At 64.1% G+C, this 14,994-nt stretch carries 14 protein-coding genes and 1 pseudogene; 5 read left to right on the top strand and 10 right to left on the bottom strand.

The features are described 5' to 3' along the window. The 5 genes from typA to IVB32_RS40135 form a co-directional block, all read right to left on the bottom strand. A partial coding sequence (typA, locus tag IVB32_RS40115; RefSeq protein WP_247413114.1) for a translational GTPase TypA occupies window positions 1-1,797 on the bottom strand: 1,797 nt, incomplete at its 3' end. 256 nt (window positions 1,798-2,053) lie between these two features. Next, complete coding sequence (locus tag IVB32_RS40120; RefSeq protein WP_018459752.1) at window positions 2,054-2,323, bottom strand: hypothetical protein; 270 nt, start codon at window positions 2,321-2,323, stop codon at window positions 2,054-2,056. Further along, the gene (locus IVB32_RS40125) at window positions 2,320-3,750 is read right to left on the bottom strand and encodes a radical SAM protein (protein WP_018459753.1); all 1,431 of its coding nucleotides are present in this window, start codon (window positions 3,748-3,750) and stop codon (window positions 2,320-2,322) included. The genes IVB32_RS40120 and IVB32_RS40125 overlap by 4 nt, the downstream gene beginning before the upstream one ends. Next, window positions 3,731-4,447: a prolipoprotein diacylglyceryl transferase family protein gene (locus IVB32_RS40130; protein ID WP_247295794.1), complete on the bottom strand. Its 717-nt coding sequence runs from the start codon at window positions 4,445-4,447 to the stop codon at window positions 3,731-3,733. The genes IVB32_RS40125 and IVB32_RS40130 overlap by 20 nt, the downstream gene beginning before the upstream one ends. Window positions 4,448-4,526: 79 nt before the next feature. Next, window positions 4,527-5,291 carry a Crp/Fnr family transcriptional regulator gene (locus IVB32_RS40135; RefSeq protein ID WP_018459755.1) on the bottom strand — a complete coding sequence of 255 codons (765 nt, stop codon included), beginning with the start codon at window positions 5,289-5,291 and terminating at the stop codon, window positions 4,527-4,529. A gap of 156 nt (window positions 5,292-5,447) precedes the next feature. Here IVB32_RS40135 and IVB32_RS40140 point away from each other — a divergent pair, with 156 nt between their 5' ends. After that, entirely contained in the window at window positions 5,448-5,849 is a 402-nt protein-coding gene (locus IVB32_RS40140; protein ID WP_026233873.1) for a response regulator, read from the top strand. Window positions 5,850-5,859: 10 nt separating this feature from the next. Here IVB32_RS40140 and IVB32_RS40145 read toward each other — a convergent pair whose 3' ends face one another. Next, window positions 5,860-7,401, bottom strand: coding sequence for an alkaline phosphatase D family protein (locus tag IVB32_RS40145; RefSeq protein WP_247370616.1), 1,542 nt, complete (start codon window positions 7,399-7,401; stop codon window positions 5,860-5,862). A gap of 103 nt (window positions 7,402-7,504) precedes the next feature. After that, window positions 7,505-8,950 (bottom strand): TAXI family TRAP transporter solute-binding subunit, encoded by a 1,446-nt coding sequence (locus IVB32_RS40150; protein WP_018459758.1) that lies wholly within the window; start codon window positions 8,948-8,950, stop codon window positions 7,505-7,507. Between the two features lie 154 nt (window positions 8,951-9,104). Between IVB32_RS40150 and IVB32_RS40155 the strand changes: the two genes are divergently transcribed. Together IVB32_RS40155 and IVB32_RS40160 are read left to right on the top strand one after the other, a co-directional pair. Beyond that, complete coding sequence (locus IVB32_RS40155; protein ID WP_018459759.1) at window positions 9,105-9,407, top strand: 4a-hydroxytetrahydrobiopterin dehydratase; 303 nt, start codon at window positions 9,105-9,107, stop codon at window positions 9,405-9,407. Window positions 9,408-9,498: 91 nt separating this feature from the next. Next, entirely contained in the window at window positions 9,499-9,888 is a 390-nt protein-coding gene (locus IVB32_RS40160) for a YkvA family protein (protein WP_018459760.1), read from the top strand. 144 nt (window positions 9,889-10,032) lie between these two features. Here the strand turns inward: IVB32_RS40160 and IVB32_RS40165 are convergent, their stop codons facing one another. The 3 genes from IVB32_RS40165 to IVB32_RS40175 all read right to left on the bottom strand — a co-directional run bounded on the left by IVB32_RS40165 (window position 10,033) and on the right by IVB32_RS40175 (window position 13,442). Then, window positions 10,033-11,199 (bottom strand): TAXI family TRAP transporter solute-binding subunit, encoded by a 1,167-nt coding sequence (locus IVB32_RS40165; RefSeq protein WP_247338184.1) that lies wholly within the window; start codon window positions 11,197-11,199, stop codon window positions 10,033-10,035. A gap of 18 nt (window positions 11,200-11,217) precedes the next feature. After that, entirely contained in the window at window positions 11,218-12,060 is an 843-nt protein-coding gene (locus IVB32_RS40170) for a hypothetical protein (protein ID WP_247368305.1), read from the bottom strand. Window positions 12,061-12,467: 407 nt separating this feature from the next. Further along, window positions 12,468-13,442 carry an NADPH:quinone oxidoreductase family protein gene (locus tag IVB32_RS40175; RefSeq protein WP_018459762.1) on the bottom strand — a complete coding sequence of 325 codons (975 nt, stop codon included), beginning with the start codon at window positions 13,440-13,442 and terminating at the stop codon, window positions 12,468-12,470. A gap of 214 nt (window positions 13,443-13,656) precedes the next feature. On the opposite strand from IVB32_RS40175, the gene IVB32_RS40180 reads away from it, so the two are divergent. Both IVB32_RS40180 and IVB32_RS40185 read left to right on the top strand, forming a co-directional pair. Beyond that, on the top strand, window positions 13,657-14,496 hold the full coding sequence (locus tag IVB32_RS40180) for an SDR family oxidoreductase (RefSeq protein ID WP_018459763.1): 840 nt from the start codon (window positions 13,657-13,659) through the stop codon (window positions 14,494-14,496). A 117-nt stretch (window positions 14,497-14,613) separates the two neighbouring features. Beyond that, window positions 14,614-14,994 (top strand): annotated as a pseudogene (locus tag IVB32_RS40185) (Invasion associated locus B family protein); the annotation flags it as partial.

Genomic DNA, 14,994 nt, shown 5'->3' on the forward strand with positions numbered 1-14,994 from the left:
GCGCTTGCGCTCGTTCGGGTCGAGGTGCCGCTTGCGCAGGCGGATCGACTTCGGCGTGATCTCCACCAGCTCGTCGTCCTCGATATAGGCCAGCGCCTTTTCCAGCGTCATGCGGATCGGCGGGGTCAGGCGCACCGCTTCGTCCTTCGACGTGGTTCGGATGTTGGTGAGCTGCTTGCCCTTGAGCACGTTGATCTCGAGGTCGTTGTCGCGGGTATGCTCGCCGACGATCATGCCCTTGTAGACCTTCCAGCCCGGCTCGATCATCATCGGGCCGCGATCTTCCAGCTTGAACATGGCGTAAGCCACCGCTTCGCCCTGGTCGTTGGAGATCAGCACGCCGTTGCGGCGGCCCTGGATCTCGCCCTTGTACGGCGCGTAGCCGTGGAACAGACGGTTCATGATCGCGGTGCCGCGGGTATCGGTGAGCAGCTCGCCCTGGTAGCCGATCAGGCCGCGGGTCGGCGCGTAGAACACCAGCCGCAGACGGTTGCCGCCGGACGGCTTCATCTCGATCAGCTCGGACTTGCGCTCGCTCATCTTCTGCACGACGACACCGGAATGCTCCTCGTCGACGTCGATGACGACTTCCTCGATCGGCTCGAGGGTGGCGCCGGTGGCCTCGTCCTTCTGAAATACGACACGCGGACGCGACACCGAAAGCTCGAAGCCCTCGCGGCGCATGGTCTCGATCAGGATCGCGAGCTGCAATTCGCCACGGCCTGAAACTTCCATCGCGTCCTTGTCGGAGGCTTCGACGACCCGCAGCGCAACGTTGCCCTCGGACTCGCGCAGCAGGCGGTCGCGGATCATGCGGCTGGTGACCTTGTCGCCTTCGGTGCCGGCGAGCGGCGAGTTGTTGACGATGAAGGACATCGACACGGTCGGGGGGTCGATCGGCTGCGCCACCAGCGGGGTGTCGACCGACGGATCGCAGAAGGTGTCGGCGACGGTGCCCTTGGTCAGGCCGGCGATGGCGACGATGTCGCCTGCCTCGGCTTCGTCGAGAGGAGTGCGCTCGATGCCGCGGAAGGCGAGGATCTTGGTGATGCGGCCCTGCTCGATCGTCTTGCCGTCGGCGCCCAGCACCTTCACGGCCTGGTTCGGCTTGATCGAGCCTGAGGAAATACGGCCGGTGATGATGCGGCCGAGATAGGGGTTGGCTTCCAGAATGGTGCCGATCATGCGGAACGGGCCTTCCTCGACGGTCGGCGGCGCGACATGGCGCACGATCAGGTCGAACAGCGGCTGCATGCCGGCTTCCTGCGACCCGTCCGGGCTCTCGGCCATCCAGCCTTGCTTGGCCGACCCGTAGAGGATCGGGAAGTCGAGCTGCTCCTCGCTGGCGTCGAGCGCCGCGAACAGGTCGAACACCTCGTTGATGACTTCGGTTGCCCGCGCGTCGGGACGGTCAACCTTGTTGATCACGACGATCGGCTTCAAACCGACCTTGAGCGCCTTGGAGACCACGAATTTGGTCTGCGGCAGCGGCCCCTCGGCGGCGTCGACCAGCACCAGCGCGCCGTCCACCATGTTGAGGATGCGCTCGACCTCGCCGCCGAAATCGGCGTGGCCTGGGGTATCGACGATGTTGATGCGGGTGTCCTTCCACTGCACCGAGGCCGCCTTGGCCAGAATGGTGATGCCGCGCTCGCGCTCCAGATCGTTGGAGTCCATGGCGCGCTCAGTCACCTTCTGGTTCTCGCGATAGGTGCCGGATTGCTGGAGGAGGCGGTCGACCAGGGTCGTCTTGCCGTGGTCGACGTGGGCGATGATGGCGATGTTGCGAAGATTCATGAGTGGGCTTCTTTGCGGTCGGACAATGGGTTAAGCGCGATCTCGCCGGTCAGACCGGGACCTCTTCTCGAAACAACGCTTGAAGACTGGAAACGGGGCGCTTTCCGCCCAAAAGGGAAAGCCCGGCATATCGACCGGGCACCCTACGCGTTGCGGCGCAATATAGGCAAAAACCGCCAAAAAACAATGTGTTCTTTGGCCGTTGGTTGATTGAATTTTGTCCGGGAATTCCCGGGGGTTAGGCGAAAAGCCGGGCTCAGCCGCGCCGGCCCTTGATCGCGGCCCAGATCAGGGCGACCCCGCCCAGCCCCACGACCAGGCCTACGAACACCAGCGGTGCCACGTCGGAACCCATCCGGCCGCCCTCGATGACCGACATTCCGCCGAACAGCAATGCGCAGGCACCGGGTAGCAGCATGAGGATCCCGAAGATCGCCATGATCGCGGTCAGGCAGCCGCCGCGCTTGTTCGGCGGGGCAGGAGGCGGTCCCGGAGGGGCTGGCGGCGGCGTGTCGCTGATGCTCATGCCTGCAGGACTCCTGCGGTTGACTGCGCCGCCAGTTCGGCGCGGATGCCGTCGATCTTTCCGTTTCGGTAGAACAGATTGTAGGTGTCGAACGGGATGATCGCGCCGTTCTCGGTGACGAAATGGATGCAGCTGCGCTTGACGTTGCCGACGCAGAAATTGAAGCGATCGAGAAACTGCACGATGGTGACGCGGAATACGTTCTCGTACGTGATTCCCTGCGGCACCTCGAAGCTCGGCAGGCAGCACAGCAATTCGCAGACGCGCTCGCTCGTGTTCAGCGGTCCCGAGGACAGCGAGAACAGATCGATGAATTTCTCCCTCAGCGCCGGATGCTTCTCCGGGCTTATCGTATTGGGCAACAATGCGACGAGTTGCTCCTGCGGGATCAGCGAGGTCAGCGGCAGCACTTTCTTGCCGTTGCGCAGGCCGTAACCGATCGAGATGCTTTCGGGATTGCAGGGCAGCGGGATCATGTCCTTGTCGCCGAACACGCCGGTTTCGACCACGCGCTTGCGGATCTCCGACAGCATGATGCGATCGGTGTTCTTGTCGAAATTTTCGTTGCGGCCGGCGTCCTGCACCGGCTGCAGCGTGACGCCGCGAACGCACTTCCAGGTCAGCGCGTGGCGGACGATGTCGCCGATCTCGGCATCGTTGACACCGCGCTTGATGGTCGCCACCAGCGTGGTCGATACGCCGTAATGCTCGAGATTCTCCAGCGCCTGCTGACGGATCTTGCGCAAATCCGCGCCGCGCAGATTGATCAAAGCGTCGCGTTCGAGCGAGTCGAACTGGAGATAGACCTCGAGCCCGCGCTTGTTCTCGGCGAGCCGCGCCACGAAATCCTTTTCGCGGGCGATACGCAGGCCGTTGGTGTTGATCATGACATGGCGGATCGGGCGGGCGCGCACCGCATCGAGGATCGCGAAGAAGTCGGGATGCAGCGTCGGCTCGCCGCCGGAGATCTGCACCAAATCAGGCTCGCCCTCGCTCGCGACCAGCGCGTCCAGCATTCGCTCGACCTTGGCCAGCGGCGTGAAGCTGGTCCGCGCCGGCGAGGAATCGGCAAAGCACACCGGGCAGGTCAGATTGCAATGCTCGGTGATCTCGATCAGCGCGAGGCAGGAATGCTGCTCGTGGTCGGGGCACAGGCCGCAATCATAGGGGCAGCCGAATTCGGTATGCCGTTGAAAGGCCAGCGGCCGGTCGCCCGGCTTGATGAAATCCTTGCACAGGCGCCAATACGCGGCGTCCGTCGACACGAGCGTGGACTGGACGCCATGCTCCTTGCAGCGCTTCTCGTACCAAACCTCGTTGTCGAGGATCTGGATCTTGGCCGGCACCAGCTTCAGGCAGGTCTCGCAGAGAGATTGGGTCTGGCCCCAGAAGATATAGGGACGCGACTTACGCAACGGCGCGTTCATGCATGGGTCTCGCATTGGGCGCCCTCGCCAGCATGACGACGGCGTAGAGCAGGATGGACAGCGACAGCAGGTGAAACAGCGTGAAGGGGCCGATCAGCGTGCCGTAGGGCTTGAGGAATTCCCACAGGAAGCGCTGTGCTCCATAGTAGACGAGGACGAGGTAGAAACCATTGGTGATCACAAACGCGCTCCGGTTCAAGACCGCCACCACGTAGAGCAGCGCGAACACCCCCATCGCGGCGCTTTCGTAGAGCTGCACGGGATGGCGCGGGATGCCGTCGGCGAAATCATGGCCCCAGGGCCATGCCGTCGGCGTGCCGTAGGTGAAATCGTCGAGGCCCGCGAAAAAGCAGCCGAGCCGGCCGATCGCGATGCCGAGCGCCAGCGGCAGCGCAAAACGGGCGCCGGTTCGGACCGTGATCCCTGCGGACCATTTGTAGAGCTCGATCGCCAAGATGCCGCCGACCAGCGCTCCTTCCACGGAGCGCGCGATGCCGCTCTGGCCCGACAGCCACAGATTGGCGGAGCCGAACAGATAGGCGCCGAGCCCCGCGCCGAACACCAAAGCGGCGAGGTAGGACCGCTCAAAGGATTGCGCCGGAAACCGCAAGCCCTGTCGCGACAGCCCGTAGAGCGCCACGGCCGCAGTCAGCCACGCCGCGATGTCGAAGAGAGTGTGAAGGAAAGCCCCGCTCATGCGGGGACATTAGCCCAGGTTCCCCCGCGGCGGGATAGTGCGGCCGCTTCTTATCCCCGAAGAGGAGCGAGTCAGGCGGCTAGCCGGCCTGCCTCTCCTCGGTCGGATAGACGCCGCGCAGCACCTCCTCGAAGTGCATCTTCACGGCCTCGTTGCACAGGCAGGAGCGCAGGCGCAGGCCCTCGCGGTTGCGGACCAGGATCGATCCGCGTCGCGTGTCGAGCACGCCCTCCGCCTTGAACGACTGGAGCACGCGGCTGGCATAGCTGCGGCCGACGCCGAGCAGTGTCGCGAGTTGCTCGTGCGTCAGAGGCACGCTGCTCTCGTCGCCGGTCCGCTCCATAGCGGCCAGCATCCATTTGGCGGTGCGCTGCTCGATCGAGTGAATGGCGTTGCAGGCGGTGGACTGGAAGATCTGAGCCAGCATGCAGTCGGCGTAACGAGCGAAGACATGGCGCAACGAGGGCGAGCGCTGCTTGGCGGCCTCCAGCTTGCTGACGTGAATTCGCGCAAACGGCCCGCCGAATTTCACGCAGATCCGGGTATAGGCCGGCAGATAACCCTCGCTGACGATGCCGCCCACCGCGCCTTCGCGGCCGACCAGGATGGTCTCGACATCGCGGCCGTCCTCATTGGGAACGAGGAAGGTTGCAAGCGACGGTCCGCAGGGGAAGTGGACGACCTGGACGTCGTCGCCGGGGTTGTAGAGCAGCTCATTCGCTGCGGCGCTTTCGAGCATGACATGCGGCGCAAGCAGGGCGAAGTCGGCCGGGCTCAAGCGCCGCAGCAGATTGTTGGTCGGCCGGCTATCGATCTCGGTGGCGTTGCTGGTCCGCGCGTCCATCTTAAACTCCCATCCGCCTCCACATTTAGCGAGTTCCGACGAGGTCCTGTGTGCACAAGTAGACAGACCTAACAACTGTGATGTGGTGGTTTCGTTCCGGGAACCTCCGCGCCGGGTACAGGCGTCGTGACGCGGTATCCCAGTCAGAGAAACCTCATGCTCCAAGTTACGATGATGGCACCCGCTGTTTCCGATGGTTCAAACTGTCCCGCCGATGTGCTCATTGTCGAGGACGATCCGATCATCGCGATCGACTTCGAAGATCGCCTGCTCGGATTTGGCGTGAAGAGCGTCCGCACGGTAGGTTCAGTGGCGCAGGCGCTGACCGCAATCGCGGCGCACGCCCCCGAATTCGCCTTGCTCGACGTCGGTTTGAGTCGCGAGAACAGCTTTGCGGTCGCCGAACGGCTCGCGGCGCTGAAAATTCCCTTTGTGTTCGTCACCGGCTACGGCGCTGACGCGCGCATCCCGCCCGAATTCGCCGGCCAGCCGCGATTGCAGAAGCCGTGTTCGAGCGACGCGCTGGAGGCGGCGCTCCAGGTCCGCGCGGCGAACTAGCGATACGGCGTCAGGCCGGCTTCGGATCGAGCGTGGTTGACCACAGCGCGACGTCGGCGCGGTCGCGCAAGGTCACCGTCATCTGGCCGGAAGCGCCGTCGATCTTGACGTGACCGAAGAACTGCATGCCGGCGGATGGCGGCAGGTTCTGGTTGTCTTTCCCGGGCGCCTTGACGAAACGCACCTCCGGCCCAAACGTATTGTCGAGCGCGTTCGGACCGAATGTGCCCGCGTGAAGCGGGCCCGACACGAACTCCCAGAACGGCTCGAAATCCTGGAATTGCGCCTTGTTCGGATCGTAATAATGCGCGGCCGCGTAATGCACGTCCGCCGTGAGCCACACGGTGTTGCTGACCGGCGCCATCTTGATGAAACGCAGGATGTCGGCGATCTCGAACTCGCGGCCGCGCACCGGGCCGTCGCCCTGCGCAATGGCTTCCGATCCCCCCTTCGGCGTGTCTGACACGACGAGGCTGAGCGGCATGTCGGAGGCGATCACTTTCCAGGTCGCGCGAGAATTCAACAGGCCGCGCTTGAGCCAGGCGATCTGGTCCGGGCCGAGGAAATAGCTGGCCGGGCCGTAAACGGTTTCGAGGTTGGGGCCGTTCGGGCCGCGATAGCTGCGCTCGTCGAGCACGAACACGTCGAGATGGGGACCATAGGAGATCTGGCGATAGACGCGGCCGGGCTCGACGATGCTCTCGCGCATCGGATACATCTCGTGGAAGGCACGGCTTGCGCGGGCCGCAAGCAGTGCGATGTCGCGCTCCTTGTAGGTCGCCGGCAGCTCCTTCGACAGCGACCAGTTGTTGGTCACCTCATGGTCGTCCCACTGCACGAAGATCGGCACTTCGGCATTGAAGGCGCGAAGATTGTCGTCGGTGAAATTGTATTTGTGCGCGGCGCGGTACTCGTCCAGCGTCTCGGCGACCTTGGCCTTCTCGGGAATCGTGACGTTCTTCCAGATCTTGCCGTCCACGAGCTTCACCTCGGACTGGATAGGGCCGTCGGCATAGATGGTGTCACCGGAGTGCAGGAAGAAATCCGGACGGTGCTTGCGCATCGCCGAGAAGGTGAACATGCCGCCGTCATCAGGGTTGATGCCCCAGCCTTGTCCTGCGACGTCGCCGCCCCAGACGAAGCTGACGTCGCGACGGTCGGCGGGTGCGGTGCGAAAGCGGCCGGTCACCGGCTCGCCCTCCACCGCGGTGTGCGAACGATCGCGGAAGCGGACGCGATAAAAAATGTCCTGTCCGCCCGGCAGGTTTTCGATCAGCATCTTCGCGGTGAAGTCGCTGTCGGGCAGCGCCGCGATCGGCGGCAGCGCGCGGGCATCCCTGAACGACTCCGTCGTCGCCACCTCGACCAGCATCTGTGCGGGCCGGTCGGTGCGCGCCCAGACCACGCCGCTGTCGACGGTGACGTCGCCCGACTGCACGCCATGGGTCACCGCCGGCCGGTCGGCCGCGCGGGAGAGATGGGGCATTGCGACCGCGCCGAGCGCGCCGGCGCTGGTCGTCAGGAAACGGCGGCGGGAGAATTTGATGTTCATGAAGACGGTCTCGATATCGCGTGAGGCGATCGCCCAGGGCGGTCGCCATGGTGAAGCAGACGCTATATTGAGACAATGTGACGCGGCGATAACGCGCGAGCGCTTACGCGTTGCCAGCGGCCCGGAATTGGGCACCGGCGCGCTGCAGGTTCTGCGGCAGGCTGAACAGCACCGCCTTGCGGTCGGCAACCGCCGCATGGAACTGGTCGAGCGCGATGTTGAAGGCGGTGAGCGCACCTTCCTCGATCGCGCCGTGGTCGTAGCAGCGCAGCGTATCGCGCAGGATCTCGTCGGCCTCGGTCTGCATCTGATCGAGATCTTCGGTCGTTTCGCTCTTTCGAGCGGCGGTGATCATGTCGAGCAGCCGCTCGCGCAGATGGCTGTTGTTGTCGCGCTCGTCCTTCTTCAGATAGCCCGCAAACCAGGCGCCGATCGAGCCCATGGCCGAGAGCGCCATCAGGGTCCACCAGATGTAATCGCTGTATCTGTCGAGGAAGGTCTTTTCTTCGCCGTCGACGAAAGCGGCGGCGCCGGGATGCACGGGAATCACCGCATCCTTGTCGGTGTCGGGCGTTTCGATCTTCGCCGCCAGCGGGAATTCCGTCACCAATTGCTGGCGTACGGAGAAAAGCTGGCGCGTGAACGCCGCGATGGTGGTTTCGGACACTGCTTTGCGCGCCACGATGTGGTGCGAGAAGCTGATGGTCTTGACCTCGTCATCGGGACGATCGGGCGAGCCGCCGTAAGTGCCCGCGGGAATCTCGGCCGCTTCATAGACCGGATGGTTCTGGGCGATCGCATCCGCGGAATCGATCGCGAGAAAGGTCGGCGTGCCGAAATCCTTGGTGGAAGCGGCGATCGCCTCCGCCGTGATCTTGCTGTTGACGGGACCGGCCGCGAGATAGGCATCAGCCCTCTGCGCCTTGATCGCTTCGACGGCTTCGGTTGCCGGGTATTGCACGATCTCGACCTTGGCGGGATCGACACCGTATTGCTGCAGGATCACCTTGAGCAAATTGACGTTGGCCTGGGTGCGGCCGACCACGCCGACCCGATGTCCGGCGAGCTGCGCGATCTTGGTGATCTTCGCGCCCTTCTTCTTGCCCTTGCCGGACACGGACCATAGCGCCACGACGTTCTTGCGCAGGGTCGCAACCGCTTGCGCGTTCTTCGGTACGTCGACGTCGCCGCGCACAATGGCAAGATCGGCCTTGCCTTCCGCGAGCAGATTGGCGCTGGCGGTGGCGCCGTCGGTCTGGATCGGGCGCAACCGCACAGAACTCTTATGCTGCGCGAAGGCCTGGGTCAGTGCCTGCACGACCTTGACGTCATCGCTGTTGGCGGGGCCGACCGCGATCTTCAGCGTCACCGGCCGCATGGCAAAGTAATAGCCGCCGGCGAGCGCGCCAACGATCGCGAGCACCAGCGCGAGAGTCACGAGCGCCGTCTTCCGCGCCGATGATCGCGGCGAGGGCGGGGTGGGCGCTTCGGCCAGGTCCAATCCCCCGGTCATCGATCTCCCGAACATTCGCTTGAGGCTCAGTTTCATCTTGGCCGGCGGTTTACGCCTGCAAGTGTAGCAAATTTCTTGTCCGGCAGGGTTACATCTCCGTCATGGTTAGCGGATGGGGTCCAATCCCGTATGAACCCGGGGCGTCAGTGCGGTGTTAGGGTAAAGTTCCCCTGAAAGGACGGAGGCGAGGATGACAGAACGGCTCTCGGCGGAGGCACGCAGGCAGGCGCTGGGCGAACTACCTGGCTGGACCGAGGCTCAAGGACGCGAGGCGATCGGGAAAACCTTTGTCTTCAAGGATTTCAACGAGGCGTTCGGCTTCATGACCCGCGCGGCACTGGTCGCCGAGAAGATGGACCACCACCCCGAATGGCGCAATGTCTACAAAACGGTGGAGGTGGTGCTGTCGACCCATGACGCCGGCGGCGTCACCGCGCTCGACATCGAGCTCGCCAAGGCGATGAACGCCATCGCCAAGCTGACACCAGGCTGACGTCTTGCAGGGGAAGGCCGCGTCCCCATCTTGTGATCAGCACGGGATGCGGCGATCTGCCACCCAGGCTGGAACGGGGAGTTTGTCGAACATGGCTGCCGAACACAGCGTCGGTTTCGAGCCCGCCGACCGGCTCGCGGAAGATCGTGAGAGCGTGCGCCGCCGCTTCTGGCGCAAGCTGAAGCGTGTCGCCGCGCATCTGCCGTTCGCGGAGGATCTGCTCGCGGCCTATTACTGCGCGTTCGACCGCCAGACGCCACGCCATGTCCAGGCCTCGCTGCTCGGGGCGATCGCCTATTTCATCCTGCCGTTTGATTTCGTTCCCGACGTGATGCCGATCCTCGGCTTCACCGATGACGCCGCCGTACTCGCCACCGCGATCCGCATGGTTGCCAGCCACATCACGAACGAGCATCGCGAAGCCGCCCGCGCCGCGCTGAAGCGCGGGGTGGATGAGGTGGAGCCGGAAGCCGCGCAATAGCTGTCGCCGCATACTCCGCTGTCATTCCTCGCGATGGTGCGGAATCCAGCACGCCGCGGCCTTCCGATTGAACCATAACCGTCTCGGAATGCTGGATCGCCGCCTTCGCGGGCGATGACAGCTGTATGTGTGGATGACTGCTCGCTACTTCTTCTCCGCCTGCGCCTGGGCCTGGGCCTTTTCGGCGTCCCACGCCTGGAATTGCTTGAACAGCGTTTCCTTGTCCGCGTCGGACACTTTTGCGGCCGAGGGGCTCTGTCGCAGGAACGCCTCGAAGCGTTGCCGCGTCACCGGTTCGACGCCGTGGCGGTCGAGCCATTGCTGCGCCACCGGCAATCTGTTCCAGCCCGCCAGGGGCGCCGCGAGCGAGACCTCCTTCCACTTTGGATGGAAGGGCGGGTTCTGCAGCGTCGGGAATTTCGTGAAGAACGCGTCCACGTACAGTGCAAGCTTGCGGTAGCGCTCGGTGTTGGGCGCCCAGTTGTAGGCCGCGAGCACGGCCGGCACCGCGATGGTGTCCACGCTCTCGCCCTCCTTGACCAGGTTCGGATAGTCCTTGGCGGTCAGCGTCGCCGGCAGATAGTCGCTCTGGAGGGGCTTTGCATAATCCACGGTCGCAAGGTGGAAGCGGCCGTCATTGCCGAAGGTCGAAACGGACTTGTACGGTTTGCCGCCGACCACGATGACGGCGTCGATCTCGCCGGCCTTCAGTTTCTCCATCGCGATGCGCTGCTCGACATAAACGAATTTCGCCTTGATCCCGAGCCGCTCGAACACGGTGAGCGCGGTGACGAAGGTGCCGCCGTTGGGCAGATCGACGCTTACAGTTTTGCCTTCCAGATCCTTGAGTGTCGCGACCGATTTTGGCGCGATCACCTGCATCTCTTCGTTGTAGAGCTTCGTCACATAGGTGAATTGCTTCTTGATGTCCTTGGCAAAACCTTTGCGCTCGAGATAGTCGAGCGTATCCGCGCGGACGATTCCGAGATCGACGCCTTGCAGGAACAGGATGTCGGCAACGCTCTGCACCGAACCTCGGCCGACGATTGGCAACACACGAATCCTGTTGCCGTCGTCGAGCACGGAGGCGAGGTCGGCGCCGAATTGCACATAGGTGCCGCCGATCGTGCCGGTGATCAACGTCACGGTGTTGGCGTTCAGCGACTGCTTGGTCGAGGTCGAACCGAACTGGAAGATGGCTTTCAGGCTGTCAGAGACCTTGGCCGGATCATATTCGGTCTGCTCCGCGCGTGCCGCGAAGGCATAGATCATCATGATGGCGGCAAGCGCCATTCTCAAAGCATTACGCATGATATCCCCTAAAGAGTTCTAGTTCTGAAGCTGGGCGAGGCGTTGCCGCGCCTCCGCCGATCCAAGGCCTGCGGCCTTTTGGTACCAGTCGCGCGCGGCGGTCGCGTCGGCAGCAACGCGCCGCGCGTCGCTCGTGCCCAGCACCGCCGGGTCATAGGTTTGCGCGAGCAGAAATGCAGCCGTTGCATCCTGTGCATTGGCGGCCCGTTCGAGCAGCAGGCGCGCCGCGGCAATGTCGCCGACCGCCAACAGACCGTTCGCGCGCGCCATCAGCCCAGCCAGTGTGTCGGCATCGAGCGTCTTAGCGGGCGGTGGGGGCGCAGGCGGCGCCGCGACTGGCCCGGGCGCCTGGGCTTGCAGCGCGGTTTGATAGGCAGTCGCAATCGCTTCGCGGCTCGGAGCTGAGGCTGCGGGGAGATCCTGCGCGTCAGCGCTCGCCAGCCTTGTGTTGCTCAAGCGCGCCGGGTCCTTGTACGCGGTCTGAGGCCTGTCCGGCACGTTGGCCGACGCCATGGCCTGGTCCAGCTCGGCACCCGTCGGGCCGGCAGCGTCGGCGGCGAAGAGATTGCGGAGACTGGGCTGATACAGCGCGGCCGCAACGGCCAGCGTGGATGCGATGAGAACCGCCGCGAGAACACGCGGGACAATTCTGAGCCGGGGACCCAACGCCCGCGCCGTATATTCGCCTGACTCCGGCACACCGAGCGGATCGGACAGGAACAGTGGAATTGGATCTTCCGGTGACAGATCGAGCCGCGCGGCGCGCGCACGGATATAGGACGCGACGGCCGGATGTGATGCAGCTTGATCGGAATCGAACGATCTCGATTCCCTGGACGGGCGGTACGCCGTCGTCTCCATGGTGATGCTCCCCACTACTAACGCAACGCTGGGGCATCCCGGCTTCAGTCTTTTTGTTGTTGTCCAGAAATGCCCCGCAAACTGGAGCCGGTAAATCGCCGTCTGAATCAGCCCAAAAAACGTCGGCGGCTTGCGCGAATCGGGAGATATTTGGGTTTGATTGAGGCGAGGCGGAGGAATGCCCCGCAATTTTGTCGACAATGGTTGACGGGGATTGACCCGGCGGCGGCGCGGACACTGCCTGTCCCGCGCTCGCGGTCATTCCCCGCGAAGGCGGGAAACCAGTACGCCGCGGCTTCTCGATTCAATGACTGACGTCTCGGAGTACTGGTCGCCCGGTCAAGCCGGGCGATGACAGTTGAGCTCGTGGCGAGCGGCCGTACCGACACACGTCGTGCCGCATAGCCTCACGGATGCAGGATCACTTTGCCCATCGCCTGGCGTCCGGCGAGCACCTTGAGCGCATCCGCCGTCTGCGCCAGCGGGAAGACGCGATCGACATGCGAGGAGATCTTTCCTTCCGCTGTCCACTTCACGAGCTTCTCGAGATTGGCGCGGTTCTTTTCCGGGTTGAGCCGGGTCCAGGCGCCCCAGAACACGCCGCGGATATCGCAGCCCTTCAGCAGCGCGAGGTTCAGCGGCATCTTCGGAATGTCGCCGGCGGCGAAGCCGATCACGAGGAAGCGGCCTTCCCAGGCAATCGAGCGCAGGGCCTGCTCGGCATAGGTGCCACCAACCGGATCGAAGATGATGTCGACGCCCTTGCCGCCCGTAAGCTTTCGCAGGCCTTCCTTCAAATCTTCCTTGCCGTAATTGAGCGCGAGTTCTGCGCCGTGCGCCTTCGCGAATTCGAGCTTCTCGTCCGACGAGGCGCAGGCGATCACCTTCAGGCCCATCAGCTTGCCGAGCTCGCACGCGGCAAGTCCGGTGCCGCCGGCGGCGCCGAGCACCGCGAGCGTCTCGCCCGGCTTCGGGCTCGCGCGATCTTCCAGCGCATGCAGCGCGGTGCCGTAGATGATGATGATGCCGGCCGCGCGGTCATAATCGAGATTGTCGGGGATCTTCACGATCGATGCCGCCGGCAGCGCGATCTTTTCGCGCGCGCCGTTGTGGCCGCAGGAGGCGACGACGCGATCGCCGATCTTCAGATCAGTCACGCCGGGACCGATGCTCTCGATCACCCCAGCCACTTCGGCGGCCGGCGAGAACGGGAATGGCGGCTTGATCTGGTACTTGCCTTGAATCATCAGGATGTCGAAGAAGTTCAGCGCCGCAGCCTTGATCGCGATCACGGCTTCGCCGGGACCGGCCACCGGATCCGGCACGTCGGCCAGAACGAGATCGTCGGGCTGGCAATATTGCGAGCAGAGGATGGCTTTCATGGCGGCACCTTCTTGAGAAGTGAAGTACTGGGCGTTTCGAGTGGATTTATAGTTTGCCCGTTTCTGCCGGATTTAGGTGCGGGCGACAATCCGGTTTCTTTGTCAGTTGGAACGCAGGAGCCTATCCTCCCGTCATTGGGAGCGTAGCGAAGCCTATTTCCGCGGTACGGTTTCCCGCTGCGCGCGCAACGACGAAACAAGAAGGATTCAAACCATGTTTGAAACAGGCCTGCTCAAGGACAAGCGCATCCTCGTCACCGGCGGCGGTTCGGGCCTCGGTGCTGCAATGGCGCACCGTTTCCTCGCGCTCGGCGCCGAGCTCGTGATCTGCGGCCGCAAGCTCGATCGGCTCGAGGCGGCGGCGAGCAAGATGCGCGAAGAGAACGGCGGCAAGGTCACCACGATCGCCTGCGATATCCGAGACGGCACCGCCGTCGAGAGCATGATGGACGCGATCTGGCGCGGGGCGCCGCTCGATATTCTCGTCAACAATGCGGCTGCGACTTTCATCGCGCAGAGTGAGCATCTCTCATTCCGCGCCGCGGATGCGATTCTCGCGCCGACCCTGCATGGTGCGATGTATTGCACGCTTGCCGCCGGCAAGCGCTGGATCGACGGCAAGCATGGCGGCGTCGTGCTCTCGATCCTCTCGACCTCGACCATCACCGGTCGCGCCTTCACCGTGCCGTCGGCGATGGCGAAGTCGGCCGTGTTGGCGATGACCAAAAGTCTCGCCGTGGAATGGGGCCCGAAGGGAATCCGCACCGTCGCGATCGCGCCGGGACCGTTCCCGACCGCCGGCGCCTCGGGCCAGCTCCGCCCCGAGGGTCGCGACGAAGGGTGGGCCGCGCGCAACCCGATGGGACGAGCCGGCGAGCACCCCGAGCTTGCCGACCTCGCCAGCTTCCTAGTCTCCGACCGTGCCGGCTACATCAACGGCGAGATGGTGGTGATCGACGGTGGCGCGCATTTGCGCAGCTCCGGCGTCGAGGATTTGTTGCGCTGGACCGATGCGCAATGGGCGGAGCAACGCGCGGCGCGATCCAGGGCCTAGTCGCCGCGACCTTCGCTAACTGCCTTCCCAAATTGGACTTTCCCGGCTATCCCTGCCCCGGGGACAATGCGCGACCGGGCCATCTTCCAGTCACAATATTGAGGGAACCACTCCAGCATGTGGCGGGTGCTGATTTTAGCTTTGATGACGGGCGTGGCGGCCTGTGGAATCATCGATTCCGCGCGGGCGCAGACGGCGCAGCCTGCGCCCAAGACTGCACCGAAAGAGGCCGCGCCGAAACCGGCCGCGCCGGCGGCCAATACGACCGGAAAGACGGCTGCAAAGCCCGAGAGCAAGCCGGCGGCCCCGCACGCGGCGGTTGCCGGCGGCGCGGAGCCAACCCTGATCGGTCAGTTCGGCACCTGGGGCGCCTATTCGGCCGCGCCCAACGGCAAAAAGGTCTGCTTCGCGCTGGCCAAGCCGTCGTCGTCGAAGACCAACCCGCCGAATCGGCCGCGCGATCCTGCCTATGCCTTCGTCTCCACCCGCCCGGCGGAG

This window comes from Bradyrhizobium sp. 23, from assembly GCF_023073295.1.
Lineage (GTDB): Bacteria > Pseudomonadota > Alphaproteobacteria > Rhizobiales > Xanthobacteraceae > Bradyrhizobium > Bradyrhizobium canariense_D.

Excerpts from the sequence above, each read along its gene's own strand:
- IVB32_RS40140 (WP_026233873.1), top strand. The coding sequence starts at position 5,448 with ATGCTCCAAGTTACGATGATGGCACCCGCTGTTTCCGATGGTTCAAAC.
- IVB32_RS40160 (WP_018459760.1), top strand. The coding sequence starts at position 9,499 with ATGGCTGCCGAACACAGCGTCGGTTTCGAGCCCGCCGACCGGCTCGCG.
- IVB32_RS40145 (WP_247370616.1), bottom strand. The coding sequence starts at position 7,401 with ATGAACATCAAATTCTCCCGCCGCCGTTTCCTGACGACCAGCGCCGGC.
- IVB32_RS40125 (WP_018459753.1), bottom strand. The coding sequence starts at position 3,750 with ATGAACGCGCCGTTGCGTAAGTCGCGTCCCTATATCTTCTGGGGCCAG.
- IVB32_RS40170 (WP_247368305.1), bottom strand. The coding sequence starts at position 12,060 with ATGGAGACGACGGCGTACCGCCCGTCCAGGGAATCGAGATCGTTCGAT.
- IVB32_RS40155 (WP_018459759.1), top strand. The coding sequence starts at position 9,105 with ATGACAGAACGGCTCTCGGCGGAGGCACGCAGGCAGGCGCTGGGCGAA.
- IVB32_RS40120 (WP_018459752.1), bottom strand. The coding sequence starts at position 2,323 with ATGAGCATCAGCGACACGCCGCCGCCAGCCCCTCCGGGACCGCCTCCT.
- IVB32_RS40135 (WP_018459755.1), bottom strand. The coding sequence starts at position 5,291 with ATGGACGCGCGGACCAGCAACGCCACCGAGATCGATAGCCGGCCGACC.
- IVB32_RS40180 (WP_018459763.1), top strand. The coding sequence starts at position 13,657 with ATGTTTGAAACAGGCCTGCTCAAGGACAAGCGCATCCTCGTCACCGGC.
- IVB32_RS40130 (WP_247295794.1), bottom strand. The coding sequence starts at position 4,447 with ATGAGCGGGGCTTTCCTTCACACTCTCTTCGACATCGCGGCGTGGCTG.
- IVB32_RS40165 (WP_247338184.1), bottom strand. The coding sequence starts at position 11,199 with ATGCGTAATGCTTTGAGAATGGCGCTTGCCGCCATCATGATGATCTAT.
- IVB32_RS40150 (WP_018459758.1), bottom strand. The coding sequence starts at position 8,950 with ATGAAACTGAGCCTCAAGCGAATGTTCGGGAGATCGATGACCGGGGGA.
- IVB32_RS40175 (WP_018459762.1), bottom strand. The coding sequence starts at position 13,442 with ATGAAAGCCATCCTCTGCTCGCAATATTGCCAGCCCGACGATCTCGTT.